The sequence below is a fragment of the Thiomicrorhabdus indica genome (assembly GCF_004293625.1).
In the GTDB taxonomy this organism is placed as follows: domain Bacteria; phylum Pseudomonadota; class Gammaproteobacteria; order Thiomicrospirales; family Thiomicrospiraceae; genus Thiomicrorhabdus; species Thiomicrorhabdus indica.
The window spans coordinates 580339-595859 of sequence record NZ_CP033040.1 but is presented as its reverse complement, the minus strand read 5'-3'; the positions used below and the strand labels follow the sequence as shown (position 1 = coordinate 595859).

General features: G+C 42.9%; 16 protein-coding genes. 6 read left to right on the top strand and 10 right to left on the bottom strand.

From position 1 onward, the window contains the following. Positions 1-46: 46 nt before the first annotated feature. The 6 genes from D9T12_RS02410 to D9T12_RS02385 all read right to left on the bottom strand — a co-directional run bounded on the left by D9T12_RS02410 (position 47) and on the right by D9T12_RS02385 (position 6794). Positions 47-922, bottom strand: a complete 876-nt coding sequence (locus tag D9T12_RS02410; RefSeq protein ID WP_130536681.1) for a MerR family transcriptional regulator — start codon at positions 920-922, stop codon at positions 47-49. A gap of 117 nt (positions 923-1039) precedes the next feature. After that, on the bottom strand, positions 1040-2491 hold the full coding sequence (locus D9T12_RS02405) for a cryptochrome/photolyase family protein (RefSeq protein ID WP_130536680.1): 1452 nt from the start codon (positions 2489-2491) through the stop codon (positions 1040-1042). A 44-nt stretch (positions 2492-2535) separates the two neighbouring features. Beyond that, entirely contained in the window at positions 2536-3177 is a 642-nt protein-coding gene (locus D9T12_RS02400) for a DUF3833 domain-containing protein (protein WP_130536679.1), read from the bottom strand. Between the two features lie 61 nt (positions 3178-3238). Beyond that, positions 3239-4486: an SAM-dependent methyltransferase gene (locus tag D9T12_RS02395; RefSeq protein ID WP_130536678.1), complete on the bottom strand. Its 1248-nt coding sequence runs from the start codon at positions 4484-4486 to the stop codon at positions 3239-3241. Next, positions 4480-5328 carry a DUF1365 domain-containing protein gene (locus tag D9T12_RS02390; protein ID WP_240693213.1) on the bottom strand — a complete coding sequence of 283 codons (849 nt, stop codon included), beginning with the start codon at positions 5326-5328 and terminating at the stop codon, positions 4480-4482. Before D9T12_RS02390 ends, D9T12_RS02395 begins: the two co-directional genes overlap by 7 nt. Then, on the bottom strand, positions 5325-6794 hold the full coding sequence (locus tag D9T12_RS02385; protein ID WP_130536677.1) for an NAD(P)/FAD-dependent oxidoreductase: 1470 nt from the start codon (positions 6792-6794) through the stop codon (positions 5325-5327). Before D9T12_RS02385 ends, D9T12_RS02390 begins: the two co-directional genes overlap by 4 nt. 266 nt (positions 6795-7060) lie before the next feature. On the opposite strand from D9T12_RS02385, the gene D9T12_RS02380 reads away from it, so the two are divergent. From D9T12_RS02380 to msrA, 6 genes are all read left to right on the top strand, one after another. After that, positions 7061-7861 carry an SDR family NAD(P)-dependent oxidoreductase gene (locus tag D9T12_RS02380; RefSeq protein WP_130536676.1) on the top strand — a complete coding sequence of 267 codons (801 nt, stop codon included), beginning with the start codon at positions 7061-7063 and terminating at the stop codon, positions 7859-7861. 23 nt (positions 7862-7884) lie between these two features. Then, positions 7885-8391, top strand: coding sequence for a nuclear transport factor 2 family protein (locus D9T12_RS02375; RefSeq protein ID WP_130536675.1), 507 nt, complete (start codon positions 7885-7887; stop codon positions 8389-8391). Positions 8392-8679: 288 nt separating this feature from the next. Then, positions 8680-9699, top strand: a complete 1020-nt coding sequence (locus D9T12_RS02370) for an alpha/beta fold hydrolase (RefSeq protein WP_130536674.1) — start codon at positions 8680-8682, stop codon at positions 9697-9699. A 245-nt stretch (positions 9700-9944) separates the two neighbouring features. Beyond that, positions 9945-10616 (top strand): pyridoxamine 5'-phosphate oxidase, encoded by a 672-nt coding sequence (gene pdxH, locus D9T12_RS02365; RefSeq protein WP_276318993.1) that lies wholly within the window; start codon positions 9945-9947, stop codon positions 10614-10616. A gap of 23 nt (positions 10617-10639) precedes the next feature. After that, a complete protein-coding gene (locus D9T12_RS02360; RefSeq protein ID WP_130536673.1) occupies positions 10640-11182 on the top strand; it encodes a peroxiredoxin in 543 nt (180 codons plus the stop codon). Between the two features lie 12 nt (positions 11183-11194). After that, complete coding sequence (msrA, locus tag D9T12_RS02355; protein WP_130536672.1) at positions 11195-11782, top strand: peptide-methionine (S)-S-oxide reductase MsrA; 588 nt, start codon at positions 11195-11197, stop codon at positions 11780-11782. A 27-nt stretch (positions 11783-11809) separates the two neighbouring features. On the opposite strand, the gene D9T12_RS02350 is transcribed toward msrA, so the two are convergent. The 4 genes from D9T12_RS02350 to D9T12_RS02335 all read right to left on the bottom strand — a co-directional run bounded on the left by D9T12_RS02350 (position 11810) and on the right by D9T12_RS02335 (position 15516). Then, a complete protein-coding gene (locus tag D9T12_RS02350) occupies positions 11810-12250 on the bottom strand; it encodes a hypothetical protein (RefSeq protein ID WP_130536671.1) in 441 nt (146 codons plus the stop codon). Positions 12251-12349: 99 nt separating this feature from the next. After that, positions 12350-14002, bottom strand: a complete 1653-nt coding sequence (locus tag D9T12_RS02345; protein WP_130536670.1) for a cryptochrome/photolyase family protein — start codon at positions 14000-14002, stop codon at positions 12350-12352. Between the two features lie 24 nt (positions 14003-14026). Then, positions 14027-14605 carry a hypothetical protein gene (locus D9T12_RS02340; protein ID WP_130536669.1) on the bottom strand — a complete coding sequence of 193 codons (579 nt, stop codon included), beginning with the start codon at positions 14603-14605 and terminating at the stop codon, positions 14027-14029. After that, positions 14602-15516: an FAD-binding domain-containing protein gene (locus tag D9T12_RS02335; protein ID WP_130536668.1), complete on the bottom strand. Its 915-nt coding sequence runs from the start codon at positions 15514-15516 to the stop codon at positions 14602-14604. Before D9T12_RS02335 ends, D9T12_RS02340 begins: the two co-directional genes overlap by 4 nt. Positions 15517-15521 lie beyond the last annotated feature (5 nt).

Below are 15521 nucleotides of genomic sequence, written 5' to 3'. Positions count from 1 at the left end.
TCCCTAAGCGTTAGAAAAGACTTAAACGGTGATTTCAGTACATTATTTACCGGCCGGTAAATAATGTATCCAAAGCATAACTCTGATTTTGCACAAAAGCCGCTAACTCAACTGGTTCATTAGCCTGCCACCAAATATGCATCTCAAGCGCTGAATAACGCTCGCTCCAATCTACCCATAAAGGTTCATCCGGCATCGCTTGCTCTGTCAACAACGATAAGGTTTGCGCCTCAAAAGTCTTCAGGAGGTTCGCCAAAACACTCAAATCTGCACCCAACTCATCACGCTGCACTTCAATAGTCAAACAACCGTTCATGGCATAGTACAAACGCAACAAATCTAAACTGACTCTGTTCATTTGTTGTGATGCATTGACCAACAACACACGATTAGCACGGTGTTTTGGAAACAGCCGCAACTGATGGCGCAAACGTGTTTTTAAACGTATGGATAACAAACTTTGCCATAACAACTGTTGAGCTAAAGTCCATTCCGAGAACTGTAAATTTGCTTGAACCAAAATTTGGTAAGCCTTCTTATCAGGAAAATCAGCAAGCAATTGGTCAAACGCTTGTTCAAGACCCATGATATTCAGAGCCTGTAATGGCTCTATGAGAAATGCAGAGCCACCTTCAGAAAGCTGTGGCGTAGTCGATGCATCAACATTTGTTTCTGTCGAATCTATTTCAGCCGGTTTTTCTAATAACGTTTTGACACGACTGATCGGAATGCCTTGCTGATTTAAAGAAACCGCCGTTTGAATTTGTTGAATATGCTCATCAGTATAAAGTCGGTGACCACTTGGCGTGCGAACAGGTTCAATCAACCCATAACGACGCTCCCATGCGCGCAAAGTAATCGAATTAACACCCGTAATACGCGAAACTTCACGAATGGGGTAGAGTGGTTGATTTGTATCCATAGACTTTACTTAGACATTAGACCTTGAGTGCTGGAGAGAGAATAAGCGAGTATTTTGCCTAATCTTGCAAATTCGAAAAACTGTGCATATCTTAGACAAAAACTGATGCAGGCGCAATTATACCACCTGCTTTAAAGATTCAACTCTCTCCAAATGCTCCTTGCGACTTTCGCTTAGATCAACAATCGGTCTTGGGTAATCTTTGCCTAAAGCGATTCCCTTAATGTGACACTCTTTTAAATTTTCCCAAGGGGCATGAATTGCCTTGGCTGAAAGCGCTTTAATTTCAGGCACCCATTGGCGAATATACTCACCGTCAGGGTCAAAACGTTCGCTTTGGCGCAATGGATTGAACAAACGGTAATAAGGCGCAGCATCCACACCGCAACCAGCAACCCACTGCCACCCCATGACATTATTACTAGGATCTGCATCAACCAAAGTGTCATCAAACCAGTGCTTGCCCTCTAACCAGCATTGGTTCAAATTTTTAGTCAGTAATGAAGCGACAATCATTCGCACTCGGTTATGCATAAAACCCGTTTCCCAAAGTTGACGCATTCCTGCATCCACAATCGGAATACCCGTTTGACCTTTTTGCCACACCGACAAGTCTTGAGGTCCAACATCCCAAGCCATCTGCTCAAATTTGGTTTGGAATGGCGAATGTTCCGTATTTGGGAAATACCACATCAACAATCGGGCAAATTCTCGCCAAACCAGTTGCCTGACCCAAGGATCAATATTCAAGCTCGGGTCTTGTTCTTTTAACGCTTGCAACTCAAAGTAAATTGCACGACTGGAAATTTCCCCAAAATGCAGATGAGGTGACAATAAACTGGTGGCTTCGAGCGCTGGAAAATCCCGATCTTCATCATAATCATTTAAATGATTTTCAATGAAATGATGCAATCGTGACCAGGCACCCGTCTCACCGACATTCCAGTGTTTAAGGATTTTTTGCGCCCAAGGCTTATCCAAAATTTCTTGCAAGTTTGGTGGTAATTTTGTCCATGAGTCGAATTTGCCAGCAACTTTGGTTTTACCTAAGTCGCCAATTTGATTAGACGGCTCGGCTTGTAAGGGTTGCAACATGGAAAGTTTCTTTTGTGCCGCCTTATAAAATGGCGTAAACACCACATAGGGTTTATTCTGCTGATTTACGATTGTGCCGGGATCGAACCAGAATTCAGAAAAAAACGGTTGCAAGGCAATCTTGCGCGATTGGCAAAAATCCAATGCTTGGTTTTGTTGCCCAAAAAAAGGCGTGCCAACTTCAAAACTGTAAAATACCTGTTGCGGACGATAAAACTCCAACGCCTCTTTAAGGCAGTCTGCAAACTTACCCTCTAGCATGATTAATTCACCGCCTTGCTCACGCAAAGAGGTTTGCAAAGCCAGCAAACTTTTTGCCAGCCAAGCAGAATTAGCCTCACCGATGGCCATCTCTGGATCATGAAAATACGCAACAATAACCTTGTCCGATGATTGAAGTGCACTTTGCAACGCAGGAAAATGCTGGAGTCGCAATTCTCTTTGACACCAAACCAGTGTGGTTTTCTCTTTCATATCCAAATCCTAGTGCCCATTAAAGAACATGTTAAAGTTCGCATTCACTTGATGTCTGGCCAATCGCTACCGGCCGGTACTTGTGCCCGTACGGGTACTTGTGCCCATTCGGGTAAAGATTTTGTAAAAAACAAGGTCACTTCCCCCACATCAAATCCCCACTTGGTGACATTTGCTCGGTTCATTAAGACGCCATCTTGTTGTAAAAACATCCAATCATTAAAGTTGAGTTGTATCGTGCTATCTTTATAAGGCATATTCAAAACATACTTCCAATTCAACGCATTACCAGCGACTTTCCCAATCGCCTCGCCAATCACATCCTCTGCAGTTCCTCGATAAAGAGCATCAAGCCCTTCTTCAAACTTTGGATGGGATTTAGGCAAACGTTCAATCGTCCAAACGCGCGTTTGACGTTCACCATCGTCATACAAAAAGCGTTCATCCAAAACTAAAGTCGGTACTCCTGACTGATTAGAAACTGTTCCCTGAATTTTTACCTGAAAACGTCTTATCACTTTGCCGGAACGATCTTGAAACTGTCCCCAAGCATAGGTTTCACCTGCAAAATAATCAAACAAATCAAATTTAGGCTCGAAATGAGTATAGTCTTGAACCTTTGGCACGGAACACCCCGATAAAGTCAGCATCAACAAAATAGTCAATAAAACAGATTTACGATGCATGTTTTTTTGACCTCTCATAGTTTTTTGATCTCATTTGGCTAAGCAACACATGTAAAGCCCTCTATAGGTTGATTGGCTTTTGCAAGGTGATTTGCACCACTGAAATACGTCCGACATCAAATCCGACATGGCAATAATCCAAGTAATAATTCCACAATCTTTGAAAAGCTTTGTCATACCCCATCTCTTCTAGGACTGAAGATTTGTGATTAAAATCTCTCTTCCAAAGTTGGCAAGTACGCGCATAATCCTTTCCAAAATCATGTTTGTTTAACCATTCAAAACCGTGCTGATTCGCTAAGCTTTTTAATTGTGACTCACTTGGTAAAAGACCTCCTGGGAAAATATATTTTTGAATAAAATCCACTTGGTTCTGATAAGACTCCGCGTAGTCATCATCAATGGTAATAATTTGCAACACTGCTTTGCCCCCCGGTCTCAAGCAGCGCTGCAAAACTTCAAAGTAGCTATCCCAATACGATTTACCGACCGCTTCAAACATTTCAATACTGACAATGGCGTCATATTGTTGCTTTTCATGTCGGTAATCCTGAAGCGCCACCACATAACTGTCTTGCGACAAAAAAGGCGTCGACTTCAAACGACTAATGGCATAACACTGCTGTTCAGAAGATAAGGTCAATCCTTTGACCCTTGCACCAATTTTGCAAGCTTCTTCCATAAATCCACCCCAGCCACAGCCAATTTCCAACACATTTTGACCAGCACATAAGTCCAGTTCACTCAAAATGCGTTGGTATTTAGCTTGCTGAGCCTGTTGTAGACTCATTGAGTCATTTAAAAACAGACCACTGGAATATGTCATTGAAGGGTCTAACCAGCTTTGGTAAAAGCGATTGCCCAAATCGTAATGATAAGAAATATTGTCTTTGCTGTTTTTCACAGAATTATGGCGTTTACGGTGCAAAATCAAGTCTTTCCAAGAACCAAAGCCATTTTCTGTGAGCTCCGCCCACTCTTTCTCGTTATCCATGCCAATACGAAGAATGTTTTCGAGCGAATTGGTGTCAACCGCGCCTTCATAGTAAGCCTGAGCAAAACCCAACACGCCCTGAGTTTTCATTAACCAGTAGGCACGAAATGGATGCACGATCACCAATTCTGCATGCACGCCGGACTCTTCGCCGACAAATCGATAAGTCTCACCTTGATAATTTAGGTTTAAACTTCCTCGTCGAATCTTGTCAAAGGGCAAACGCATGACCGCTGAACGTATCCAATTTGGATGGATAAGCTTTTCAGCAAAAAGTGATAACAAGCCTCTTTTTGAACTCACACCTTTTAACATTTTGTCATCTCCGTGTTTCCATAAGGTTCCTCTAGCTGAGGTTTTGGCGTTGATCGGAACTTGCCGCCCTTGACCCAGATTTTCAATGCCCACCAGTGAATCATTCCAACCACTTTCAAAGTGTTAAACGGGTATTGAAACACCGCTTTGGCTAAATCCCTTGTTGTCAAAGGTTGGCGCTTTCCAGACTGAACAGCCACCAAAACAGGACTTTCCTCTTCAGATTGATAAATACCAATCTGGTAGTGTTCTGCCGGTTTTTGTAATCGAAAGCGGTATTCACACTTCATCCCAATAAAAGGCGACACATGAAAAACTTTGGTCGCTTTCGCACTGAGTTTGCCATTCGTCTTTTGTTCTATGGGGCGCCCATTATTGGTCAACACATAGTGATGCCAGTGACCAAAGGTATTACTCACTTCCCCCACGACCGCAATCAAACGATTTTTTTCATCATAGGCGTACCACATTGCCAGCGGGTTAAACGCCCAGCCCAATACTCTTGGGAAACAAACCAGTTCTATTTTTTCAGGCTTTTGCTGAACGCCATATTGCTTTAGCAAGCTTTCTAACCATTGCCGCCAATTAGACCCATCGCGTGCACCGTAATCTTTAAAATGTACCGACAACCAATTGAAACGGTTCACTGAAAACCCTTTAACGCTCTGCGCTTCCTCTTCAATTCGATCAACGTCGACTTTCAAGCTCATCACGCTGTAACGAAATTTATACGTCATCGGAAAAAATCGTTCATGCATGACTTGACCAAAATAAAAGCAAGATCCTTGTTCCTCCGATGGGATATTGGGTGACACAAGTTCTTCATTTAGGTTAGAGCTCACGCTACCCCCTCAATATCCTTGTCAAACGAATTAGATAACTCATCTTTTGCTGTAACGGGTGTAACCGCGGCCATGGACGCCACAGAAGACTGATGACTTGAGATGGATTCAGCTTGTTCCCAAGGAAGAGCGATTCCCCATGCACGAGCGATATCAACGGCACTTCTCAAGCCATCTTCATGGAAACCGTACCCGTTGTATGCACCGCAAAACCAGACATTACCTCTGCCTTGAGCTTTCTGTACCTCTACCTGCGCCGCCATCGCTTTCAAATCAAAAACAGGGTGCTCATAGACAATCTGTTGCCAAGTTTTGTCTGAGCTTGGCGGCTTGATTGGATTCAAGGTCACTAAAACTGGGCGCTTACTTTGGATAGCTTGCAACCCATTCATCCAATACGTCACCGCAACCGCACTTTCTTTTTGACTTGTATCACGCAAATAGTTCCAACTCGACCAAGCCAGCTTACGTCTTGGCATCAATGACTCATCCCAATGTAAGTAAGCAATGTTTTGTTGATAACTGAAATTTTTCAGAAAACCAAATTCATGTTGCAATTGCGGACTTAACATTTGAAAAGTCTGATCGCCATGAGAAGCAAAAATCACGTGATCATATTCTTCTGATTGTTGCTGACTAATGACTCGTAGTTTTCCAGAAGGCATTTTTTCCACGCGCTCCACACCGCAAGACGTTTGAGCAAAAAACTTAGCTTTTTCCAGCAACTTATCAATGTAACGTTGAGACCCACCTTTTACCGTTTCCCATTGAGGGCGATCTGAAACATTCAACAGTCCATGATTTTCAAAAAACCGCAAAAAGCTACCGGCCGGGAACTTCATCATGGTGTCCACTGGACATGACCAAATTGCAGCCGCCATGGGTAACAAGTACGAATTTTTCATATGTTCACTGATACCCAACCGATTCAAATAAGTACCCAGTGGCAAAGCTAACCGGCCGGTATAAAAACCTGCAACAAACCCTTCTTCGGATTCGTTGGCAGCTAAATCCTGCTTCGCTTGTTTATTGAAATGGGTAATTTCTTTGAGCATTTGCCAATGTTGCCAAGAAAACAAATTACTTCGTTGGGCGAACAAGGTATTCAAATTACTCCCCGAATACTCCAGCTGTCCCTGATTCATCGAAACCGCAAAACTCATCTCGGTTTCTTGAGTTTCCACAGCAAGGTATTCAAACATCGCAGTAAGATTGGGGTAATTTGGACGATTGAAAACGATAAAACCGGTATCAACAGCTTGACGACCTTCGGGTAAGTCCACTTCCAAAGTATTCGTGTGCCCACCTAATTTGTCGTTTTTTTCGAATAAGGTCACATGATGTTTTTGGCTTAAAAACCATGCCGCTGCCATGCCGCTGATTCCACTGCCAATTACCGCGACTTTGAAAGATTCAGACTCGCCGTTTAAGCAATCTTGAGAGACTTCCGATAAGATTTTCGACATTTTATTTATCTCCATTTTCATAACTCGCATTGCGCAAACAGCCACTCGATTCTCACAATCAGAGACACGTCACACGCTCTCAAAACTTAAATAAGCCCCGAAAGCCGGTTTAAATTATGCATTCAACTAGCAAAACAAACTTTCTGTATAACTTCACCAACATTCTATACAAAACTTATACATAAACACAAGATAAATTCCGACAAAAGTTTTACAATAACGATACGAAATTAATAAATTCACAAGATTAAATGTCGGAGGCCGTAATGACTCATGCCAATCAAACTCAACCTTTGACAACGCATCCTTCAAGAAAATTTTGGCTAGTCGGCGCATCTGCTGGCATTGGTTTGGCACTATGTGAAAAACTTCTACAGCAAGGTGATAAAGTAATTGCTTCTTCAAGAAATGCAGAATCTTCCACACAACTTTTAGAGCTTCAAAAAAGCTATCAACATTCACTTCAATTGCTCAATATTGACGTGACGAAACCTGACACGATTACACATGCTTGTGCCTCTGCATGGGAGTGCTTTGAAGGCATTGATTGTTGGATTTACAACGCCGGTTCCTATGAACCTTTAAGCATTGATCAATGGGATGAAGAGTTATTTATTCAAATGAACCAGACCAATTATCTGGGAGCGGTACGCATGATGATTGCTCTTAAACCCTACTTTTTAGAACAAGCATCTGGGGAATGGTTATGGAATATCAGTCTGTCGAGTGATTTTGGTTTACCCTATGCCGGTGCATACTCTGCACCCAAAGCCGCTTTAATGAATTTGGCCGAATCACTCCAACCTGAGCTTCAACATCACAAAATTCAACTAAAAGTCGTGAATCATGGCTTTGTTAACACCCGACTCACTGCCAAAAATGACTTTCCAATGTTAGGATTAATGGAACCTCACGCAGCCGCAGACAAAATCTTACAAGCCATAAACGCTACCGGCCGGTTTGAAACTCGTTTTCCGTGGAGTTTGGCAAGTATACTGAGCCTATTAAAACGTTTACCCAAATCATGGGCACTCAAACTCTCTAGCAAAACACTCAAACATCACTAGCAACAAGCGACTCAAAAAACACTATGAACTCTCAGATTACCAACATCCTTTTAAAACAAGAAAATCTTAAAATTAATTTGGAAGCCTATGCATCGGCTTTTGAAAACCTATCTTCGGAAAACTATCGAATCACTCTTGAACCTCTGTTTTGCGAGCAAGTGTTTTTTCAAGATCCATTCAATAAAGTCACAGGGAAAGAAGCCACATTAAATATTTTTGCGCACATGTTCTCCACGCTCCAATCCCCCAAGTTCACGGTCACACATGCCTGTTTGCAACGCGCACGCAAAGCACACCGAATAAATCAAACCGAATTCATAGGAATGCTTTATTGGCAATTTGAATTTTCCACCCAAAACTCCAAAAAAATGCACTGTTTTGACGGAATGAGCAAAGTGACATTTAATCGACAGGGGTTAATTTCCAGCCATATTGATTATTGGGATCCGACCGAAGTCGTTTATGAAAAAGTCCCCCTACTGAGCTGGCTCGTCAAAAAAGTTCGACAAAAGCTGTCAGTTCCGACCTAATCAAGCCACGCTTGCACATTTAGAATTTCACGCAAAAAAATAGGCGCCAATGGCGCCCAAAAATGAAAAGTGGAGTAGTCGTTACAACGTTGCGTTGAAAATGTTGTAGGCATTTTCACGCCATAGAGGTGTAAATTCTATGGTTTTGTCACAACTGAACTAATGAAACCAAGAAATAAAATCTCAAGACTTCCTTAGCTCTAAGGACTAGTATAAGTATTTAAAATAAATATACAATACCTATACAAAATAAATTTAAACTTATACAAAACCAATTGAGAAAGAACGATGTACAACCACCTCTTGAAAAACACGATAGCCAAGTTTTTTCAAAGCGCTTGCTTATTGGCGGCGGCGTGCCTGTATAGCGTTTCGTCTATTGCGAATGCCGCTTTTACATCACCATCACAAACACTTACCACGGCTCATAATGAAACTCTTGTCTATCACGAATTGAAAGCCGCTAACCAACTAGACAAACCAAAACCAGCCATCATTCTGTTAGGAGGAGGGCCTGGATTTAGTAGCTGGAATCTAGAACCGATCCAAACGCTTTTACATAGTTTTGGGCACAGTACTTATTTAATGGATATGCGAGGCATCGGGGAAAACTCAAACCTAGCGACTCACAGACTTCAAAAAACCATCACGCAACTTTGGGTAGAAGACATTGACAGCTTAATCCAGCAACTCCCTGCGACATCATCGCAAAAACCCATTTTGATCGGTCATTCTTGGGGAGCTTTAATGGCAATGCTCTACACACAACAATATCCAGACCATATTTCTCAGCTCCTACTACTCAACCCTGTGGATCCAGAAAAACATGCCATGCGAGATCTTACTGAAAACGTTCATCAAAAAAACCTGCAAGCTCAACAAATCACTTGGGACGATGAAAAGGCTTGGAACAATGAAGTTTCCGAACTTGCCTCAGAACTGCAGGCAAGAGAAATCACCGAACGACAAATTACGCAAGTTTTGCCAACATATTTTTATGACTACCAGCAAGGCCAAAGCTACGCAAAAATGTTTAATCACACGGACTTTGATATTGAATTAAATGTTCAGGCTTGGAAAGCGTATGATGCAAACCCTATCACTTATGAGCAAATTCGCAATTGGCGCCTACCCGTTGATTTTTTAGATTGCCGACAAGACTCGCTCATGCCTGAAAACTTGCAAGCTTTAGAAAATAATCAAGTTTTAAGAAAAATCATTGTGCTGGACAAATGCAGTCATTTTCCATGGGTTGAACAACCAAAAGCCTTTGAGCAAGCCATCAAATACATAGTCGACTCTGAATAACTGGTTTAGATTTATGTGGGATGTTTAAGTAGATAGGCTCTAGGCATGGATTGAAGATAATGGTTATTCCATTATTGAGGTTCACAACAACGAGTTATTCAGAATCGACTACTTATTAGAAAATTAACGTTTCAAGCTTCGCAGACCTGAATGGGTATGACTAAATTCACCACGTCTTAAATGTTAAAGTTTGATAAAGCTTATAAAATAGTGAAATAAATTAGTGTTAAGTTAAGGAGCCACCCGTGCACTCCAATGAAGAAATTCAGGCCATGCGCCGCAACTACAATTCTGACAGCCTTGATGAAACCACAGCAGATGTCAGTCCGTTTGCACAATTCGAAAAATGGTTCTCACAAGCTAGGGAAGCTCAACTGCTTGAGCCCAATGCAATGATTGTGGCGACCATTGATGAAAATAACTGCCCAATGACACGAACCGTTTTGTTAAAAGGGTTTGATGAAAACGGTTTTGTGTTTTATACCAACTTTCACAGCCGAAAAGCCCAACATTTAGAAAACAATCCCAATATTGCCCTACAGTTTTTGTGGCTACCTTTGGAACGTCAAGTCATGATTACCGGCCGGGCAGAAAAGCTTTCAACCAAAGAATCTTTAAGCTATTTCTTAAGTCGGCCAAAAGGCAGTCAGATTGGCGCTTGGGTCAGTCAACAGAGTCAAATCATCTCCAATAAAAGCCTGCTACTTGCGCAATTTGAAAAAATGAAAGAAAAATTCAAACACGGCGACGTTCCTCTACCGGATTTCTGGGGAGGCTATCGAGTCGTTCCCGAGCGTTTTGAATTTTGGCAAGGCGGTGAAAACCGCTTACATGACCGCTTGGAATATACCCTAGATACCCAAAACAAGACCACAGACGATGCGCCATCTTGGGTCCGCCATCGCTTGTCGCCGTAACCCTTTAGTTAAGAGAGGTTTTTATGAAAAAACTATTCACCATTTTAGTGTTTACCATTGCTTCACTGTTAAGCTGGCAAGCGCATGCAGAACTCAAAGCAGGAGACGCTGCACCCGACTTCACTCTCACCGACCAAAACAACCAAGCCGTCACCCTATCTGAATTGAAAGGAAAATGGATCGTACTGTATTTTTACCCTAAAAATAACACCCCAGGTTGTACCACCGAGGCCTGTAGTTTTCGCGACAACATTAATAAACTGATTGAGCAGCAAGCCACCATTTTAGGCATCAGCATCGATAACGTTGAAAGCCATCAAGAATTTGCAAAAAAGCATCGATTACCATTTCAATTGCTCGCAGACCCTGGTGCAATTGCTGCCGCGCGTTATGATGCCATGCTCAATTTAGGAATAGTACGTTTAGCGAAACGACATAGTTTTATTATCAATCCAAAGGGTATAATTACGCATACTTACCGAAATGTGGATCCAGACACCCATGTTTTAGACGTTTTAAACGATTTGAAAAAGGCTCAATCGAACTGGAAATCGGATCATTCATAGGATTGATGAATTATGAAACACCAACACCCTACTCATGCAAATCCACAAAATTTAGCGAATCATTTAGAAGAAATTGCCTTTGGCATGGGATGTTTCTGGGGAGCCGAAAGACGAGTTCGCCGTCACTTTGGCGTCGAATCGGTCGAAGTGGGCTATGCTAACGGTGAAATGCTGCGTACCAATTACAAGTCGGTACTTGCCACAGAGCGCGCAATTACCGCAGGTTTAAGTAAAATTCGTAACCATGCAGAAGTGGTCAGGGTTACGTTTGACCCGAAAAAAGTCAGCTTAGAGTCATTGCTGAAAGTTTTTTGGGAAGGACATAACCCAACACAAGGTGATCGCCAGGGGAATGATATTGGTAGCAATTATCGCAGCGGTATCTACTACACCACAGAACAGCAAAGAGAAGTGGCAGAGAAAAGTTTGCAAACCTACCAGCGAGCGTTAACCGAAAACAAATATGGCAAAATCACCACAGAAATCGAACCACTAAAAAACTACAATCGCGCTGAAGAAGAGCACCAGCGCTACTTAGAAAAAAACCCTGAAGGTTACTGTGGTCTTAGCGGAATTCAAGTTAAGTACCCTCTCTCCTAAACCTCCCAGAAAACCTGTGAGGTTTACTTACCAAGCCTCACAGCAAGCGACATCAAAATGCGCTTTAAATCCATTGCTCCACGCCTCAAACTTTTCCTGATCGGTTGCGACTTTGCCTGTTTGGTAAGGATTTTTACTGTAACGCCAATTCAGACCGTGATCTTTCAACATTTGCATCGGTTGCTTAATCGCATACTGTCGTCCCTCTTCAAACGCCTGTTCTAACTCAAATTCTCTCAGCCCTTTTTCAGCAATCTCTCGCAAGCGATGATTTTGCGTTTTTGTTTCGGCAAAGGCCTGCAACAATCGCATCACCACATCCACCTCATCAGGAGAACCTTGTAACAGCAACTCAGGCAAACAGCTGGGCGTACGCAATCCAAAAAGATGTCCCAAAGTGTAACGTACCTTTTTGGCATAGCCATAATCCGATTCAATCAACCGAAAATCATTCACTGTTAATGCCATTTTTCTCTCCTTCAAACAGGCTTAGTATTGAGTAATATTCTAAAGATCGTTCAATCCCTAAAGAGCACTTAAGGAACCTCTGGTTCAACCGGAGATTCCTTAAACAACGTCTATATTTTCAAACAACCATCGTGCACGATTTCGAATCGCAAATTGCTGTTCATCGCTTTTGTTTTGCCAATTTCGCCACTGCATTCCCAATCGCGGATGACCGTCCAGTAAAGATTGATGACGAGCAATAAATTCCCAATATAACGTGCTAATCGGACAGGCTTTTTCACCGGCCGGTAATTTTGGATTGTAAATGCACTTCTGGCAATAGTTCGACATTTTCTGAATGTAAGCACCACTGGCAATATAAGGTTTTGAGCCCACAATCCCACCATCAGCAAATTGACTCATGCCGATGGTATTTGGAATTTCCACCCAAGCAATCGCATCGACAAATAAGCCTAAGTACCATTCGTGAATCTGTTGAGGCTTAACGCCATAAAGCAGTGAAAACAGACCTGTAACCATTAAGCGTTGAATATGGTGTCCATAGCCGGTCTGCAAAACCTGAGAAACCGCCTGAGATTGACAGTTCATCTGAGTTTTTCCTGTCCAGAAAAAACTGGGCAAATCGCGTTGCGCATTCAAGTGATTCGCCTGAAACCAATCTTTGCGATAGCTCCAATAAAGTCCACGAATATACTCTCGCCACCCCAAAATCTGGCGCACAAATCCCTCCACCGCGTTCAGGGGCGCCTCATTTTTTTCGAAGGCCTCAATCGCGGCTTCGATCACTTCGCGTGGATCAAGTAACTTCATATTCAAAGCCGAAGAAACCCGAGAATGAAACAACCACGGTTGGTCTTGCCACATGGCATCTTGAAAATCACCAAACTGCGCTAAGCGGTGGCCAACAAAATCCTCTAACACCAGTAAAGCCTGCGCTCGAGTGAGAGGCCAAAACCACCCCTTTTGTGTCAAATTTTCAAGTTTTAAAGGCTCACCAGCCAAAGACAAAACCTTTTTATCCACCAGTTCGACAAGCGTCTCCACGACTGAACCAGTCACTTCATCGAGTTCAAACAGACGAACTTCGGGCACGTTCTCAGGCCCGGATTTTCCAAAACTTTTGCGGTTATCCTTGTCGTAGTTCCATTGGCCACCGACAGGTTGCGATTTGGACGATTGCTGCCCCTCAACTCCTTGCATCAAATAACCGGTTTGCTGACGCAGCAATCGATAGTAATATTCCATTCTCGGTTGTTTTCGCCCAGACAGCCAACGTTGAAATTGCCCGGGTTCGCTAATAAAGTGCTCATCTGCCAACCATTGCAACGCCACCCCATTCGAGTGCGCAAACGTGTCGATTGACTGCTTAATCGAATCATCCCCAGCAAGTACACATTCCAATGCCGGTAAAGACTCATTGGGAAAAGCCATTTGATACGATTGAAAAAACGCCTGAAGACCTTGCTCAAAATCTGGACAACCATGTGAAATTGTCACGTAATGCATGGCACTTTCTGACCAAGTCTGTTTTAAATCGTCGGCAAAATGGCGCATTGCCGACAAAAACAGAGTGGTTCTTTGCCAACTTGACGTAGGTTGCCGAGATTCACTCAACACTTCCAACATCAAAATTGCGTCTTGAGAAGGATTCAACCGCGAGACTAATTGCTGATTTAATTGATCACCCAAAATCAAACCCAGCTTTCTTACCGGCCGGTCAAACTTAAAGTCGAATTTCCAATTTGGCAGCATTTTTCTCAGCACCTATTTAGTCGACTATTTATGTGGACGCTGTTTCTGCGAGGTGCTCGGTGAAGCATCAGCGCTAGGGAATAACTGTTTTTCAGCCGTTTTCCAAAACTTAAAGAAACCGGCCGGTAAAGCTTTGGGGTAATCGATCCAATGTTCCGATTTTACCCATTTCACTTGCGCCGGATAAAAAGGCAGTTGTTGCAGGCTTTGAACCATCTGAAATAAAGGTTCTGTTAATACGGAACGATGAGTATGCACAGTCATCGATTGCATCATCAACGCCGTCACCGTCATTTGCATAGGCGCTTGAATCACCAACAATCGTTCACCTAACTCTTGTGCAAACGCTTCTAACGCTTGCCACAAAAACAACTGCCGATTCTCGCCAATTTTGCTCTGACTAAAAAAAGCGCCGTCCCAGATAAAAATAGCCCCATCTATACCGGCCGGTAAACTTGTAACCTTCTGCAAGCCGGCCTCATCTTTGTCTACCATCGCAAACGCTTTGTACAAAGCATCCGGTTGTAACCAAAGAACATTGGATTTTCCTAGAAACCAATCCTGCAAACAAAGCTCACTGTTCACTGTCACCTGCTTATTCATTTTTGACTGCTCTCCAAGTTAGGAAACAGCCGCTCATGGAGTTCTTCATAACTGGCCGCCAAACTCGGGTTGCTGGCCACTGCAGTGTCATAGCGCTCGCCACAAAACCTCTGGGCATTTTCCAAATTAAAAATGTAAGGCTTTGGACTGTTGGTGCTGGCCACCCACTGCCATGAAAAGTGATTGCTGGCCAAGTTCCCATCCACCAAATACTGCAACATCCACTGAGCACCCGTTTTCCAATGAACTTGGCACCAGTGCACAATATAGCTAGCCAAATACAAACGTCCATGATTGTGTAAAAAACCGGTGCTTTGCAATTCCTGAATCAACTGATTGATGAATGCTGAATCGGTTTCTGCTTGCATAATAAAGCTCGGCATCTGCCGTTGATAATCCTCTTCTTGCCAACCGGTTTTATAAGCCTGTTGCGCGAGCATGGGCGACATGTAATCTCGATGCCATTTTTGCTGAAAGAATTCTCGCCAACTCAACTGCTGTACAAATCGATAAGCCGTTGACCAACTTTGCCCTAAGCGATCTTGCAAAAAACCAATAATTTCTTGCTCGGAAATTAATCCATTTTCAATAAACGCGGACAATTTTGTGATGGCCCCATCCAGGTGATTGCGAGTGTTGGCATAAGCTTTGACATCCAATGCTTGCAATCGCTCAATCGCGCTTCGACGACTAGGCGCAAGCTGCAAAGCCATGGTTGCAAAACGCTTTTCAATTGAGACCAACTCTTTACCGGCCGGTAAAGTTTGTTTGTCACGGCTACTACCTGAAAAATCGTCACCTGATTGAGTCACTTCAAGAAACCCCTGACAAGCAAAACTCTGCTGAATGGGCTGTTGCAAAAGCGCTTGTGGTGTCGGTTCGGTTGAATTGTTTAATTGAACAATAAACATGGTAA

Excerpts from the sequence above, each read along its gene's own strand:
- D9T12_RS02410 (WP_130536681.1), bottom strand. The coding sequence starts at position 922 with ATGGATACAAATCAACCACTCTACCCCATTCGTGAAGTTTCGCGTATT.
- D9T12_RS02405 (WP_130536680.1), bottom strand. The coding sequence starts at position 2,491 with ATGAAAGAGAAAACCACACTGGTTTGGTGTCAAAGAGAATTGCGACTC.
- D9T12_RS02400 (WP_130536679.1), bottom strand. The coding sequence starts at position 3,177 with ATGCATCGTAAATCTGTTTTATTGACTATTTTGTTGATGCTGACTTTA.
- D9T12_RS02395 (WP_130536678.1), bottom strand. The coding sequence starts at position 4,486 with ATGTTAAAAGGTGTGAGTTCAAAAAGAGGCTTGTTATCACTTTTTGCT.
- D9T12_RS02385 (WP_130536677.1), bottom strand. The coding sequence starts at position 6,794 with ATGTCGAAAATCTTATCGGAAGTCTCTCAAGATTGCTTAAACGGCGAG.
- D9T12_RS02380 (WP_130536676.1), top strand. The coding sequence starts at position 7,061 with ATGACTCATGCCAATCAAACTCAACCTTTGACAACGCATCCTTCAAGA.
- D9T12_RS02375 (WP_130536675.1), top strand. The coding sequence starts at position 7,885 with ATGAACTCTCAGATTACCAACATCCTTTTAAAACAAGAAAATCTTAAA.
- D9T12_RS02370 (WP_130536674.1), top strand. The coding sequence starts at position 8,680 with ATGTACAACCACCTCTTGAAAAACACGATAGCCAAGTTTTTTCAAAGC.
- D9T12_RS02360 (WP_130536673.1), top strand. The coding sequence starts at position 10,640 with ATGAAAAAACTATTCACCATTTTAGTGTTTACCATTGCTTCACTGTTA.
- msrA (WP_130536672.1), top strand. The coding sequence starts at position 11,195 with ATGAAACACCAACACCCTACTCATGCAAATCCACAAAATTTAGCGAAT.
- D9T12_RS02350 (WP_130536671.1), bottom strand. The coding sequence starts at position 12,250 with ATGGCATTAACAGTGAATGATTTTCGGTTGATTGAATCGGATTATGGC.
- D9T12_RS02345 (WP_130536670.1), bottom strand. The coding sequence starts at position 14,002 with ATGCTGCCAAATTGGAAATTCGACTTTAAGTTTGACCGGCCGGTAAGA.
- D9T12_RS02340 (WP_130536669.1), bottom strand. The coding sequence starts at position 14,605 with ATGAATAAGCAGGTGACAGTGAACAGTGAGCTTTGTTTGCAGGATTGG.
- D9T12_RS02335 (WP_130536668.1), bottom strand. The coding sequence starts at position 15,516 with ATGTTTATTGTTCAATTAAACAATTCAACCGAACCGACACCACAAGCG.